At 70.3% G+C, this 13,985-nt stretch carries 13 protein-coding genes; 8 read left to right on the top strand and 5 right to left on the bottom strand.

All coding sequences use genetic code 11. From position 1 onward, the window contains the following. Window positions 1-39: 39 nt before the first annotated feature. Together pgeF and rluD are read right to left on the bottom strand one after the other, a co-directional pair. Window positions 40-783 (bottom strand): peptidoglycan editing factor PgeF, encoded by a 744-nt coding sequence (pgeF, locus tag RA210_RS20575; protein ID WP_201487848.1) that lies wholly within the window; start codon window positions 781-783, stop codon window positions 40-42. After that, on the bottom strand, window positions 780-1,742 hold the full coding sequence (gene rluD / locus RA210_RS20570) for a 23S rRNA pseudouridine(1911/1915/1917) synthase RluD (protein ID WP_201487847.1): 963 nt from the start codon (window positions 1,740-1,742) through the stop codon (window positions 780-782). The genes pgeF and rluD overlap by 4 nt, the downstream gene beginning before the upstream one ends. 143 nt (window positions 1,743-1,885) lie before the next feature. Here rluD and RA210_RS20565 point away from each other — a divergent pair, with 143 nt between their 5' ends. Continuing rightward, window positions 1,886-2,893, top strand: coding sequence for an outer membrane protein assembly factor BamD (locus RA210_RS20565; RefSeq protein ID WP_201487846.1), 1,008 nt, complete (start codon window positions 1,886-1,888; stop codon window positions 2,891-2,893). A 66-nt stretch (window positions 2,894-2,959) separates the two neighbouring features. Here the strand turns inward: RA210_RS20565 and RA210_RS20560 are convergent, their stop codons facing one another. Further along, the gene (locus RA210_RS20560) at window positions 2,960-4,594 is read right to left on the bottom strand and encodes an NAD+ synthase (RefSeq protein ID WP_201487845.1); all 1,635 of its coding nucleotides are present in this window, start codon (window positions 4,592-4,594) and stop codon (window positions 2,960-2,962) included. A 183-nt stretch (window positions 4,595-4,777) separates the two neighbouring features. On the opposite strand from RA210_RS20560, the gene RA210_RS20555 reads away from it, so the two are divergent. The 5 genes from RA210_RS20555 (at window position 4,778) to RA210_RS20535 (ending at window position 10,682) form a co-directional block, all read left to right on the top strand. Continuing rightward, window positions 4,778-5,008 (top strand): PP0621 family protein, encoded by a 231-nt coding sequence (locus RA210_RS20555; RefSeq protein WP_201487844.1) that lies wholly within the window; start codon window positions 4,778-4,780, stop codon window positions 5,006-5,008. Further along, window positions 4,995-6,590: a sensor histidine kinase gene (locus RA210_RS20550; RefSeq protein WP_236574833.1), complete on the top strand. Its 1,596-nt coding sequence runs from the start codon at window positions 4,995-4,997 to the stop codon at window positions 6,588-6,590. The genes RA210_RS20555 and RA210_RS20550 overlap by 14 nt, the downstream gene beginning before the upstream one ends. A 2-nt stretch (window positions 6,591-6,592) precedes the next feature. Further along, a complete protein-coding gene (locus RA210_RS20545; protein ID WP_136490842.1) occupies window positions 6,593-7,942 on the top strand; it encodes a sigma-54-dependent transcriptional regulator in 1,350 nt (449 codons plus the stop codon). Window positions 7,943-8,309: 367 nt separating this feature from the next. After that, a complete protein-coding gene (gene gdhA, locus RA210_RS20540) occupies window positions 8,310-9,647 on the top strand; it encodes an NADP-specific glutamate dehydrogenase (protein ID WP_136490843.1) in 1,338 nt (445 codons plus the stop codon). 177 nt (window positions 9,648-9,824) lie between these two features. Then, window positions 9,825-10,682 (top strand): helix-turn-helix domain-containing protein, encoded by an 858-nt coding sequence (locus RA210_RS20535; RefSeq protein WP_201487843.1) that lies wholly within the window; start codon window positions 9,825-9,827, stop codon window positions 10,680-10,682. On the opposite strand, the gene RA210_RS20530 is transcribed toward RA210_RS20535, so the two are convergent. Continuing rightward, window positions 10,679-10,879 carry a heavy-metal-associated domain-containing protein gene (locus tag RA210_RS20530; RefSeq protein WP_201487842.1) on the bottom strand — a complete coding sequence of 67 codons (201 nt, stop codon included), beginning with the start codon at window positions 10,877-10,879 and terminating at the stop codon, window positions 10,679-10,681. The two genes, RA210_RS20535 and RA210_RS20530, sit on opposite strands and share 4 nt — an antisense overlap. A 162-nt stretch (window positions 10,880-11,041) precedes the next feature. On the opposite strand from RA210_RS20530, the gene cueR reads away from it, so the two are divergent. Continuing rightward, window positions 11,042-11,449, top strand: a complete 408-nt coding sequence (gene cueR, locus RA210_RS20525) for a Cu(I)-responsive transcriptional regulator (RefSeq protein WP_136490846.1) — start codon at window positions 11,042-11,044, stop codon at window positions 11,447-11,449. Between the two features lie 117 nt (window positions 11,450-11,566). Further along, a complete protein-coding gene (locus RA210_RS20520; protein ID WP_201487841.1) occupies window positions 11,567-12,892 on the top strand; it encodes a lytic murein transglycosylase in 1,326 nt (441 codons plus the stop codon). A 60-nt stretch (window positions 12,893-12,952) separates the two neighbouring features. Here the strand turns inward: RA210_RS20520 and hemH are convergent, their stop codons facing one another. Beyond that, on the bottom strand, window positions 12,953-13,978 hold the full coding sequence (gene hemH / locus RA210_RS20515; RefSeq protein ID WP_201487840.1) for a ferrochelatase: 1,026 nt from the start codon (window positions 13,976-13,978) through the stop codon (window positions 12,953-12,955). Window positions 13,979-13,985: the final 7 nt, after the last annotated feature.

Raw genomic sequence — 13,985 nt, 5'->3', positions numbered from 1 at the left:
ACCGGGATCAAGCGGGGCGCAACGCGTCCCGGCGGCGCATCAGACCGGCTCCAGCCAGATCAGGCTGGCCTGGCGCCCGGTGCGCGGCGCGCGGCGGTAGGAGTAGAAGCGTTCGGCGTCGGTGAAGGTGCACAGCCCGCCGCCGTACACCATGGTGACGCCGACGGCGGCCAGGCGGATGCGCGCCAGCCGGTAGAGGTCGGCCATGTAGCGCCCGGCGCTGGCGCTGGGCACGAAGGCCGCGGCGGCCTCGGCATGCTGCGCGACGAAGGCCTCGCGCACCTCGGCGCCGACCTCGAAGGCCTGCGGGCCGATGGCCGGGCCCAGCCAGGCCAGCACCTGATCGGCCGGGCAGCCCAGCGCGGTGACGGTGGCCTCCAGCACCCCGGCGGCCAGCCCGCGCCAGCCGGCATGGGCCGCGGCGACCCGCGTGCCGTCACGGTCGCAGAACAGCACCGGCAGGCAGTCGGCGGTCATGCTGGTGCAGGCCACCCCGGGGGTGGCGCTCCAGCAGGCGTCGGCCTCGGCCACCTGCGCCGGGTCGGCCTCGACCACGCTCACGCCATGCACCTGGCTGAGCCAGGCGGTGCGGCAGCCGAGCAGCGCCTGCAGGCGGCGACGGTTCTCGGCCACCGCGGCCGGCTCGTCGCCGACATGGTCGCCGAGATTGAGCGCATCGAAGGGTACGGCGCTGACGCCGCCGGCCCGCGTGGTCACGCAGGCGCGCACTCTGGCCGGTGCCGGCCAGTCGGGGATCAGCAGATCACCGAGGCTCAGGCTCATCCGATGAAGGCCTCGCGGTCGCCGCGCAGCAGGTTGAGCAGCTCGACGAAGTCGTCCGGAAGCTCCGACTCCCAGCCCATGCGCTCGCCGGTGACCGGGTGATCCAGTTCGAGGAAGCGCGCATGCAGGGCCTGGCGCGGGTAGTCGCGCAGCGACTGCACCAGCAGCGGGTTGGCCGCCGGCGGAATGCGGAAGCGCCCGCCGTAGACCGGATCGCCGACCAGCGGGAAATGCACGTAGGCCATGTGCACGCGGATCTGGTGGGTACGCCCGGTCTCCAGCTTGACCCGCACGTGGGTGTGCGCGCGGAAGCGCTCGAGCACCCGGTAGTGGCTGACCGCCGGCTTGCCGGTGCTGGTCACCGCCATCTTCTGGCGCTGCTGCGGATGGCGGCCGATGGGGGCATCGACCTTGCCGCCGGAGGTGACCACGCCGACCACGATGGCCTCGTAGATGCGGCTGACGCTGCGCTCCTGCAGCTGGGCGACCAGCTGGGTGTGCGCCTCGAGGGTCTTGGCCACCACCATCAGGCCGGTGGTGTCCTTGTCCAGGCGGTGGACGATACCGGCGCGCGGCACGCTGGCCAGGCCCGGCACATGGTGCAGCAGGGCGTTGAGCAGGGTGCCGTCGGCATGCCCGGCGGCCGGATGCACCACCAGGCCGGCCGGCTTGTCGATCACCAGCAACTGCTCGTCCTCGTAGACGATGTTGAGGGCGATGTCCTGGGCCAGATGCTCGACCTGGGCCTCGCGCTCGGCCTCGAGCTGCAGCACGGCACCGCCGTGGACGATGTCGCGCGGGCGCAGCACGGCGCCGTCGACGGTGAGGCGGCCGTCCTTGATCCACCCGGCCAGGCGCGAGCGCGAATGTTCGGGGAAGAGCTGGGCGGCGATCTGGTCGAGGCGTTGCCCGCCCAGCTCGGACGGCACCTCGGCACGCAATTGGATGAGTTCGGACATGGCGGACATCGGGAGGGCCGTGCGGCTTTGGTTGGCCACAGGCTTGTGGTTAAATACGGCGTCTTTTGCCCAGAGGATTCTGGGCTGCCAATCATATCAGGCCGGTCCCCGTCACGCACCCGGCCCCAGGGAACCCAAGCGCCATGCAAGTGAAACACCTGCTGCTGATCGCCACCCTCGCCCTCACCGCGGCCTGCTCCTCCAAGCAGGTGATCGACGAGAACCTCAGCGAGACCGAGCTGTACCAGCAGGCGCAGGAACACCTGAGCAACGATAGCTACACCAGCGCCGTCGACACCCTCAAGGCCCTGGAATCGCGCTACCCGTTCGGCCGCTACGCCGAACAGGCCCAGCTCGAACTGATCTACGCCTACTACCAGAACCAGGAGCCGGAAGCCGCCAAGGCCGCCGCCGAGCGCTTCATCCGCCTGCATCCGCAGCACCCGGACGCCGACTACGCCTGGTACCTCAAGGGCCTGTCGTCGTTCGACAAGGACCGCGGCCTGCTGGCCCGCTTCCTGCCGCTGGACATGACCAAGCGCGACCCGGGCGCGGCGCGCGACTCGTTCAACGAGTTCGCCCAACTGGTCGCCCGCTACCCGAACAGCCGCTACGCCCCGGACGCCAAGGCGCGCATGATCTACCTGCGCAACCTGCTGGCCGCCTACGAGATGCACGTGGCGCACTACTACCTCAAGCGCCAGGCCTACGTCGCCGCGGCCAACCGCGGCCGCTACGTGGTGGAGAACTTCCAGGAAACCCCGGCGGTCGGCGACGGCCTGGCGGTGATGACCGAGTCCTACCAGCGCCTCGGCCTCGACGACCTGGCGGCCACCAGCCTGGCCACCCTCAAGCTCAACTATCCGGAGCACCCGACCCTGGAAAGCGGCGAGTTCGTGCCGACCGAGCAGGAAGCCGACACCCGCTCCTGGCTGAGCAAGGCGACCCTCGGCCTGATCGAGAGCGAGGCGCCGCTGCCGCCCGGCCAGACCCGCGCCAGCCAGGACATGGAGCGCCAGTACCAGGAAGCGCTGGACGCCCTGCCCGCGGAACTGGAGCCGGAAGACGCCGCCGAGGCCCCCGCCGCCGAGGAAGCCGAAGCACCCAGGCGTTCCTGGCGCAGCCGCCTGACCTTCGGCCTGTTCGACTGAACCCGAAGCGCGACCACAAAAAAGGGAGACTCGTTCGAGTCTCCCTTTTTCATTGGCGGCTGCCTGTCACTCGCCGAGGTGCCAGCCCGAGGTGATCGGGTAGCGGCGGTCGCGACCGAAGCCGCGCTGGGTGATGCGCGGGCCGACCGCGGCCTGGCGGCGCTTGTACTCGTTGAGATCGACCAGGCGCAGGATCTTGCGCACGGTGTCGGCGGCGAAGCCGCGGGCGATGATGGCGTCGGCCGACAGGTCCTCCTCGACGTACAGACGCAGGATCTCGTCGAGCACCGGATAGGGCGCCAGCGAATCCTCGTCCTTCTGGTCCGGCGCCAGCTCGGCCGATGGCGGACGGTCGATCACCCGCTGCGGGATCACCTCGCCGGCCAGGCTGTTGCGGTACTGGCAGAGGCGGAACACCAGGGTCTTGGGCACGTCCTTGAGCACGTCGAAGCCGCCGGCCATGTCGCCGTACAGGGTGCAGTAGCCCACCGCCACCTCGCTCTTGTTGCCGGTGGTCAGCACCAGGTAGCCCTTCTTGTTGGAGATCGCCATCAGCAGGGTGCCGCGGCAGCGCGCCTGCAGGTTCTCCTCGGTGGTGTCGCGGCCGAGACCGGCGAACACCGGCGCCAGGGTGTCCATGAACGCCTCGACCATCGGCGCGATCGGCAGCACCTGGTAGCTCACGCCCAAGGTGCGCGCCTCGGCCTCGGCGTCCTCGAGGCTCATCTGCGCGGTGTAGCGGTAGGGCATCATCACCGCCTCCACCTTGTCGGCGCCGAGGGCATCCACGGCGATGGCCAGGGTCAGCGCCGAGTCGACGCCGCCGGACAGGCCGAGCACCACGCCCTTGAAGCCGTTCTTGTGCACGTAGTCGCGCACGCCGAGCACCAGCGCGCCGTACACGCTGGCCTCCTCGCCGGCCAGCGCCGCGCAGGCGCCGGGCTGCGGCTGCACCAGCTCGTCGTCGACCCGCAGCTCGGCGAGGAACAGCCCCTCCTCGCAGGCCGGCGCACGCTGCAGCACGTGGCCGCCGGGGGCCACCACGCAGGAGCCGCCGTCGAACACCAGCTCGTCCTGGCCACCGACCTGATTGACGTAGACCACCGGCATGCCGCCTTCGGCAGCGCGTGCCGCCAGGGTCGCCTCGCGCTCGGCCTGCTTGCCGCGGTGGAACGGCGAGGCATTCATGTTCAGCATCAGCCGCGCACCGGCATCGCGCGCCGCGGCCATCGGCTCGGGGTGCCAGATGTCCTCGCAGATGCTCAGCGCCACCGGCACGCCGGCGATGTCCACCACGCAGGGCGCCTCGCCGGCGTCGAAGTAGCGCTTCTCGTCGAACACCTGGTAGTTGGGCAGTTTCTGCTTGTGGTAGCGCGCCACCACGGTGCCGTCGTCGAGCAGGGCACAGGCGTTGTAGCGCCGCTCGCCGTCGACCCACGGGAAGCCGACCAGCAGGCGGATGCCGCGCACTTCGCGGCACAGGCGCTCCAGCGCCGCCTCGATGCGCAGCTGCATGCTGGCGCGCAGCAGCAGGTCCTCCGGCGGATAGCCGCACAGCGACAGCTCGGGGAACACGATCACGTCGGCCTGCCACTGCGCCCGGGCGCGCCCGGCCGCCTCGATGATGCGCTCGACGTTGCCGTGGACATCGCCGACGCGCAGGTTGAGCTGGGCCATGGCGACCCGCAGGACTTGACTCATGCTGCTCTCCAGTTGATGGCGCGCGCCGGGGTCGTCCACCCCGCCCGCCGCGCCTGATGCGAGGGCAGCATTGTCCCGCAACGGCCACAGCCGACACAACGCACAGTCGCGGCGGACGGTGCTGGGCTCGCCCCGCCGGCGACGCTACACTGGCGCCCGTTTCCGTCCAGCCACGAGAGCACCATGGCTCGCCTACTGTCCCTGATCGCCCTGCTGGCCATCGCCTGGTGGCTGTGGCGGCGCTTCACCCGGCCGCAGCGCCCGCAGCCGCCCGCCGCCGCCAAGGCCCAGCCGATGGTGCGCTGCGCCCAGTGCGGCGTGCACGTGCCCCGCGCCGAGGCCCTCGCCCACGACAACCGCTGGTACTGCAGCCGTGCCCACCTCGAACAGGACAATCCCCCTGAGCAGCGCTGAACTCTGGGCGCCGAGCGCCGAGCAGGGCCAGCGCATCCTGCGTCTGTACCACCTGTACCGGCTGAGCGTCGGCCTGGCCCTGGTGCTGCTGATCTCCAGCGACATGCACCGCGAGCTGCTGGAGATGGCCGATCCCCAGCTGTTCCGCTTCGGCAGCTGGGCCTACCTGGCGATCAACGTGGTGCTCGGCGTGCTGCTGCAGCAGACCTGCCGCTCGCTGGCGCTGTTCGCCCTGGCGCTGTTCGACGTGACCCTGCTCAGCACCCTGTTCTACGCCGGCGGCGGCCTGTCCAGCGGCCTGGCGCCGCTGCTGGTGATCTCGGTGGCGATCGCCAACAGCATGCTGCGCGGGCGCCTGGGCCTGGTGATCGCCGCGCTGGCCAGCAGCGGGCTGATCTACCTGACCTTCTACCTCAGCCTCAGCAAGTCGGCCGCCGCCAGCCAGTACGTGCAGGCCGGCGCCCTCGGCGCGCTGTGCTTCGCCGCCGCGCTGATCATCCAGGCCCTCGGCCGCCGCCTGCAGCAGAGCGAGAGCCTGGCCCGCCGCCACGCCGCCGACGTCGCCGACCTGCAGGCGCTCAACGCGCTGATCCTGCAGCGCATGCGCACCGGCATCCTGGTCCTCGACCCGCAGCGCCGCGTGCTGCTGGCCAACCCCAGCAGCCTGACCCTGCTCGGCCAGCGCCAGCTGGTGACCCAGCCGCTCGACGAACACTGCCCGGCCCTGCTCGAGTGCCTGCACCAGTGGCAGGAAAACCCCGCGCTGCGCCCGCAGACCCTGCAAGGCTTCGCCGAAGGCCCGGCGCTGCAGCCGAGCTTCGTCCCGCTGCAGCGCAAGGGCGAGCGCAACCTGCTGATCTTCCTCGAGGACGTCTCGCAGATCGCCCAGCAGGCGCAGCAGCTCAAGCTGGCCGCCCTCGGCCGCCTCAGCGCCGGCATCGCCCACGAGATCCGCAACCCCCTGGGCGCCATCAGCCACGCCGCCCAGCTGCTGCAGGAAGCCGAGGATCTCGGCCCGGCGGACCGCCGTCTGACCCAGATCATCCTCGACCACTCGCGGCGTATGAACCTGGTGATCGAGAACGTCCTGCAGCTGTCGCGCCGCCGCGAGGCCGAGCCGCAGCTGCTCGACCTGCGCTACTGGCTGCACCGCTTCGCCGGCGAGCTGCGCGAAAGCCGGCGCGGCGACGCGGTGCTGCACCTGGAGTGCGCGACCGGCTCGATCCAGACGCGCATGGACCCGCAGCAGCTGACCCAGATCCTCACCAACCTGGTGCAGAACGGCCTGCGCCACAGCGCGCGCAAGCACGACAAGGGGCAGGTCTGGCTGCGCCTGTTCCGCGACGAGCAGACCCAGCTGCCGGTGCTCGAGGTGGTCGACGACGGCGACGGCATCCCGCCGGAGCAGCGCGGCAACCTGTTCGAGCCCTTCTTCAGCACCGAGAGCAAGGGCACCGGCCTCGGCCTGTACATCTCCCGCGAGCTGTGCGAGAGCAACCGCGCCCGCCTCGACTACGTGCCCCGCGAAGGCAGCGGCGCCTGCTTCCGCATCACCTTTGCCCATCCGAAGACCGCGAGCTGACCATGGCGCAACGAGCCCTGATCGTCGACGACGAACCCGACATCCGCGAACTGCTGGAAATCACCCTCGGCCGCATGAAGCTGGACACCCGCTGCGCGCGCAACGTCAAGGAAGCGCGCGAGTGGCTGGCGCGCGAGCCGTTCGACCTGTGCCTGACCGACATGCGCCTGCCCGACGGCACCGGCCAGGAACTGGTGCAGCTGATCCAGCAGCGCTACCCGCAGACGCCGGTGGCGATGATCACCGCCTACGGCAGCGTCGATACCGCGATCGACGCGCTCAAGGCCGGCGCCTTCGACTTCCTCACCAAGCCGGTCGACCTCGGCCGCCTGCGCGAGCTGGTGGCCACCGCCCTGCGCCTGCGCGCCCCGCAGTCGGCGGCGGAAGCCGGAGGCTCGGTGGACAGCCGCCTGCTCGGCGACTCGCCGCCGATGCGCGCCCTGCGCAAGCAGATCGCCAAGCTGTCGCGCAGCCAGGCGCCGGTGTACATCAGCGGCGAGTCGGGCAGCGGCAAGGAGCTGGTGGCACGGCTGATCCACGAACTCGGCCCGCGCGCCGACAAGCCGTTCGTGCCGGTCAACTGCGGCGCCATCCCCTCGGAGCTGATGGAGAGCGAGTTCTTCGGCCACCGCAAGGGCAGCTTCACCGGCGCGGTGGAGGACAAGCCCGGCCTGTTCAAGGCCGCCGACGGCGGCACCCTGTTCCTCGACGAGGTGGCCGACCTGCCGCTGCCGATGCAGGTCAAGCTGCTGCGCGCCATCCAGGAGAAGGCCGTGCGCGCGGTCGGCGGCCAGCAGGAGCTGGCGGTGGACGTGCGCATCCTCAGCGCCACCCACAAGGACCTGGCGGCCGAGGTCGCCGCCGGGCGCTTCCGCCAGGATCTCTACTACCGCCTCAACGTCATCGAACTGGGCGTGCCGCCGCTGCGCGAGCGCCGCGAGGACATCCCGCTGCTCGCCGAACGCGCCCTCGCCCGCCTGGCCGCCGACTGTGGCCTGGAACCGGCGCGTCTCTCCGCCGAGGCGCTGGAGAAGCTCAAGAGCTACCGCTTCCCCGGCAACGTGCGCGAGCTGGAGAACATGCTCGAGCGCGCCTACACCCTCTGCGAGGACGACCTGATCCAGGCCAGCGACCTGCGTCTGGGCGACGCCCCCGCCGCCAGCGCCAGCGGCGAAGCCGCCGGCCAGCTGACGCAGATCGACGACCTCGAGGACTTCCTCGAGAACATCGAGCGCCAGGCAATCATGCAGGCGCTCGAGGAAACCCGCTGGAACCGCACCGCCGCCGCCCAGCGCCTCGGCCTGTCGTTCCGCTCGATGCGCTACCGGCTGAAGAAGCTCGGCATCGACTGATCCCCGCCGCGCCCCTCGCCGGGGCGCCGGCTCCCCGCCCGCGCCTCCGCAACCCCGCACGGGGCAGGCCAGCGCCTGCTCGCACCGCGAGCCGATGGCCGCGGCGCCCCGGCGCGAACCCGCCCGCGACCGCCTGCCAGCGGTCCATCGACGCACCATTTTCGAACCCTGAAAGCCCCAATTCCGTGCACATAAGCAGCGCGCAAAACCCTTCAAAATCGGCATATGCAAGGCCGCATTTACATAAAAGCACCAAAAAGTTTCACTCAAGCGTCATTTTGCACTATCACAAAGCACGCCCGGCTGCTAAATTCCCGCCCATCCAACGACTACAGCCGATTTCGAAACAAACTATCGAGGCCTCCCCATGCCCCAGACCCTTGACGCATTCCTGGCGCAGATCAAGCGCCGCGACCCCGACCAGCCGGAATTCCACCAGGCCGTGGAAGAGGTCGTGCGCAGCCTGTGGCCGTTCCTGCAGAGCGAGCCGCGCTACCTGAAGGCCAACATCCTCGAGCGCATCGTCGAGCCCGAGCGCGTGATCATGTTCCGGGTACCGTGGATCGACGACCAGGGCAACGTGCGCGTCAACCGCGGCTTCCGCGTGCAGATGAGCAGCGCCATCGGCCCGTACAAGGGCGGCCTGCGCTTCCACCCGTCGGTGAACCTGGGCGTGCTGAAGTTCCTGGCCTTCGAGCAGGTGTTCAAGAACTCGCTGACCTCCCTGCCCATGGGCGGCGGCAAGGGCGGCTCCGACTTCGATCCGAAGGGCAAGAGCGACAACGAAGTGATGCGCTTCTGCCAGTCGTTCATGAGCGAGCTGTACCGCCACATCGGCGCCGACCTCGACGTGCCGGCCGGCGACATCGGCGTGGGCGCCCGCGAGATCGGCTTCATGTACGGCCAGTACAAGCGCCTGGCCAACGAGTTCACCTCCGTGCTGACCGGCAAGGGCATGAGCTACGGCGGCAGCCTGATCCGTCCGGAAGCCACCGGCTACGGCTGCGTGTACTTCGCCCAGGAAATGCTCAAGAGCCGTCACGAAGGCTTCGACGGCAAGCGCGTGGCCATCTCCGGCTCGGGCAACGTGGCCCAGTACGCCGCGCTGAAGGTCATGGAACTGGGCGGCAAGGTCATCTCCCTGTCCGACTCCGCCGGCACCCTGTACATCGAGGCGGGCCTGAACAAGGAGCAGTTCGACTACCTGATGGACCTGAAGAACGTCCGTCGCGGTCGCATCGAGGAAATGGCGGCCCACTTCGGCCTGCAGTACCTGGAAGGCCAGCGTCCGTGGGGCATCGCGTGCGACATCGCCCTGCCGTGCGCCACCCAGAACGAGCTGGACGCCGAGGACGCGCGCACCCTGATGAAGAACGGCTGCTTCTGCGTCGCCGAAGGCGCCAACATGCCGTCGACCCTGGAAGCGGTGGACCTGTTCATCGAGGCCGGCATCCTCTACGCCCCGGGCAAGGCCTCCAACGCCGGCGGCGTGGCCGTGTCGGGCCTGGAAATGAGCCAGAACGCCATGCGCCTGCTGTGGACCGACGGTGAAGTGGACGCCAAGCTGCACAGCATCATGCAGAACATCCACCACGCCTGCGTCAACTACGGCGAAGAGAACGGCCGCATCAACTACGTCAAGGGCGCCAACATCGCCGGCTTCGTCAAGGTCGCCGACGCCATGCTGGCCCAGGGCGTGGTCTGAGTTCCACCCCGCTCCCGCAGCACCCGAAAAGCCGGCCTCGCGCCGGCTTTTCCTTGTCTGCCGGTTTATTCCGAAAGGCTGGCAGAAGGCCATCAACCTACTTCGATTGGGTCTCATGTCCCGCGCTCGACTGATCTTCACTTGCTAGCAAAGCAAGTCAGCCGAGTAGTCACGGGAATGAGTACCAAGGCCGCGGGCAAGCCCCTTCTCCTCTGGATCGACCTGAGCTGCGACCAGGTCGCCGAGCAGTGCATCGAGCAGTTCGCCGCACAGTGCCGGATCGTCCGCACCGACGGCCTCGACAGCCTGGCGGACGCCGCGGCGCAGACGCACGCGGACATGCTCTGCTTGCAGTTCGACCGCCCCGACGACCACGGCCTGCACCTGCTGCTGGAGATCAAGCGGCGCTTTGCCGCCCTACCGATCACCATGCTCACCCTGCAGCACTCCGAGGAGCTGGCGGTGTGGGCCTTCCGTGCCGGCGTCTGGGACTACCTGGTGCTGCCGCTGTCCAGCGCCGAGCGCCTGCGCTACCTCAAGGCCCTGCATGCCCTGCACGAACTGCGCCTGCAGCCGGCCGGCCCCGCCCCGCGCCAGCGCCTCGCCCGCGTCGAGCGACTGCCCGAGTGCGTGCGCCTCAACCGCGGCGCCGAGGCCCGGCAGCCGCTGCATGCCGCCCTGGCCCACATCGACAGCCACTTCCGCGAGCGCATCGAGGAACGCGAGATGGCCGAACTGTGCCGCATGTCGGTGGTGCGCTTCAGCCGGCTGTTCAAGCAGAGCTGCGGCATCGGCTTCCAGGAATACGTGATGGGCAAGCGCATGCAGGCCGCCGAGGACCTGCTGCTCAACAGCGACACACCGATCGCCGGCATCGCCGGCAAGGTCGGCTTCAAGGATCCGTCCTACTTCGCCCGCGCCTTCCGCCAGCACTTCGGCCACAGCCCGAGCAGTTGCCGGCAGGCCCGCCAGCAGGCCGACCACCTCCCGCCCGCCATCGAGCGGGCCAGCGCCGCGGCCGCGCCGCCGGGCTAGGCCGCCCGGCAGGCCTCGTAGCCTTCCTCGCGCAGCGCCGCCAGCACCTGCTCGGCGCTCAGGCCGCTGTCGACCCGCACCTCGGCGCTCGCCAGGTCGACCTCGACCCGGGCGCTGCCGTCGAGCGCCTGGAGAGCCTGGGTGATGGCTCGGACGCAGTACGCACAGGACATGCCCTGGACCTTGAAAACCTGCATGATGCCTTCCTCGCTTAACAATGGAGGCGACCAGTCTTGACCGCTGCGCCCCGGCCAGGTCAAGCGCCTGCGGCGCTGCGCCGCGCGCGACCTTGACCTTGCCCCCATGGCAAGGTCGATCCTTGACCGCCATCGCCCTTCTCTACTCGCGGGGAGCCCGCCATGAACATCGGCCAAGCCGCCAGCCGCTCCGGCCTCAGCGCCAAGATGATCCGCCACTACGAAAGCATCGGCCTGCTGCAACCGGCCGGACGCGGCGACAACGGCTATCGCCGCTACGGCGAGCAGGACCTGCACCGCCTGACCTTCATCCGCCGCGCCCGCGACCTGGGCTTTTCTCTGGAGGAAATCGGGCGCCTGCTCGAGCTGTGGCAGGACCGCCAGCGCGCCAGCGCCGACGTCAAGGCGCTGGCCCTCGGCCATATCGCCGCCCTCGAGCGCAAGATCGCCGAACTGGCCAGCCTGCGCGACACCCTGAGCGATCTGGTCGAGCACTGCCAGGGCGACCAGCGCCCCGACTGCCCGATCCTGCACAGCCTGGAGTGCGGCACGCCGCCCGCCGGCGACTGAGGTGCGGCCGGCCCGGCGAACCGACGGGCGACCCGCCCTGCGACGACCCGGCGGAGTCAAACCGGGCGGGGGCATGGTAAGGTTGCCGCCTGTTCAGCATTGCCGTGGAAGTCCTCCATGTCCAACCCGACCGCCGGGCGAGCGTTGCGCCGCCGTCTGTTCAGCGGCAGCGCGTTGCTGCTGGCGCTGACCCAGCTCAGCGCCTGTGCCGAGCCTCCCGCCCAGGGCCCCGCCGCCAGCCTGCCGCTGGCCAGCGCAAGCGTGGTGGCGCCCGCCCTGTCCAGCGCCGCAGTGCCCGCCGCCGCGGCGCCGCAGCAGAGCTTTGCCGCCTGGCGCGACGCCTTCCGCCGCGAGGCGCTGGCCGCCGGCATCGCGCCGGCCACCTTCGCGCGCGCCTTCGCCGAGGTCACCGTCGACCCGGCGGTGATCCGCGCCGACCGCAGCCAGCCGGAGTTCAGCCGGCCGATCTGGGAATACCTCGACAGTGCCGTGTCGCCGCAACGCGTGCACCGCGGCCAGCGCCTGCTCGCCGAGCACGCCTCCACCCTGCGCGCCATCGAGCAGCGCTACGGCGTCGAGCGCAACGTGCTGGTGGCGATCTGGGGCATGGAGAGCAACTTCGGCAGCAACACCGGCAACCTGAGCGTGATCCGCTCGCTGGCCACCCTCGCCTACGAGGGCCGCCGGCCGCAGTTCGCCCACGACCAGCTGCTCGCCGCGCTGCAGATCCTCGAGCACGGCGACGTGCAGCCGCAGCGCATGCTGGGCTCCTGGGCCGGGGCCATGGGCCAGACCCAGTTCATCCCCACCACCTACCAGCGCCATGCGGTGGATTTCGACGGCGACGGCCGCCGCGACATCTGGGACTCCACCGCCGATGCGCTGGCCTCCACCGCCAACTACCTGAGCGCCTCGGGCTGGCAGAGCGGCCAGGGCTGGGGCATGGAAGTGCGCCTGCCGGCCGGCTTCGACTACGCCCTGGCCGACCCGGAGCAGCGCAAGCCGCTGGGCGAATGGCTGCGCCTGGGCGTGCGCCCGCAGCATCCCTACAACGTGGTGCGCGACGACAGCCAGCTGGCCAGCCTGGTGCTGCCGGCAGGCTACCGCGGCCCGGCCTTCCTGGTGCAGGACAACTTCCGCGCCATCCTCAAGTACAACAACTCCACCGCCTATGCCCTGGCCATCGGCCTGCTCGGCGAGCGCTTCGCCGGCGGCGGCCAGGTCGTCGCCGCCTGGCCGCGCGGCGAGCGCCCGCTGTCGCGCAGCGAGCGCATCGAACTGCAGGAGCGCCTGGCGCGCAGCGGCTTCGATCCCGGCACGGCCGACGGCATCATCGGCGCCAACACCCGCCGCGCGGTGCGCGCCACCCAGCAGCAGCTCGGCTGGCCGGCCGACGGCCACCCGAACCACCAGTTGCTGGAGCGGCTGCGCCAGCTGCCGTGAAGCGATCCCTGGCAACGCAAAAGGGCGACCCGTGGGTCGCCCTTTTGCGTTGCCGGCGTCCTACAGCGCGACCGGCATGCGCTCGCACAAGCCGACCAGCGCCTCGACCCACTGCGGATGGTCGTTCAGGCAGGGCACCAGCACCAGGTCGTCGCCGCCGGCGGCGCGGAACGCGGTGCGGCCCTCGTCGCCGATCTCCTCGAGGGTCTCGATGCAGTCGGCGACGAACGCCGGGCACATCACCAGCAGCTTCTTCACCCCCTCGCGGGCCAGCCTCTCGAGGGTCGCATCAGTGTAGGGCTCGATCCACTTGGCGCGGCCCAGCCGCGACTGGAAGGACATCGACCACTGCTCCTCGCCCAGGCCGAGCCGGGCGACCAGGCCTTCGCTGGTGCCCAGGCACTGCGCCCGGTAGCAGCTGGCCAGTACCGCGCCGCTGGCGCGCCGGCAGCAGTCGGCATCCTTCAGGCAGTGGCTGCCGGTGGGGTCGCTCTTGTGCAGGTGGCGCTCGGGCAGGCCGTGGTAGCTGAGCAGCAGGTGGTCGAAGCCCTGCTCCAGATAGGGGCGCACGCTCGCGGCCAGCGCCTCGAGGTATTCCGGCTGGTCGTAGAACGGCGGCAGCACGTCCACGGCGAAGGCATGTCCGCGCGCCGCCATCGCCCGCCGCGTCTCCTCGACCACCGTGGTCACCGTGCTGTCGGCGAACTGCGGATACAGCGGCACCAGGGTCACCCGCCGGACGCCCTGCGCAGCCAGGCGCTGCAGGCCACTGTCGATCGACGGCTCGCCGTAGCGCATCGCCAGCTCCACCGGGCCGTGCACCCAGCGCTCGGCGACCTTCGCCTGCAGGCGGCGGCTGAGCACCATCAGCGGCGAGCCCTCCGCCCACCAGATCGAGCGGTAGGCCTCGGCCGAGGCCGCCGGCCGCCTAATCAGGATCATCGCCACGATCAGCCGGCGCAGCGGCCAGGGCAGGTCGATGACGTGGGGATCCATGAGGAACTGGTTGAGGTAGCGCCGCACGTCGGCCACCTCGGTGGAGGCCGGCGAGCCCAGGTTGACCAGCAGCAGGGCGTGATCGGTCATGCAGTGT

Source organism: Pseudomonas sp. OF001, from assembly GCF_904426495.1.
Lineage (GTDB): Bacteria > Pseudomonadota > Gammaproteobacteria > Pseudomonadales > Pseudomonadaceae > Geopseudomonas.
The sequence above is the reverse complement of the archived record's forward strand: the minus strand, read 5'-3'. Positions and strand labels throughout refer to the sequence as shown.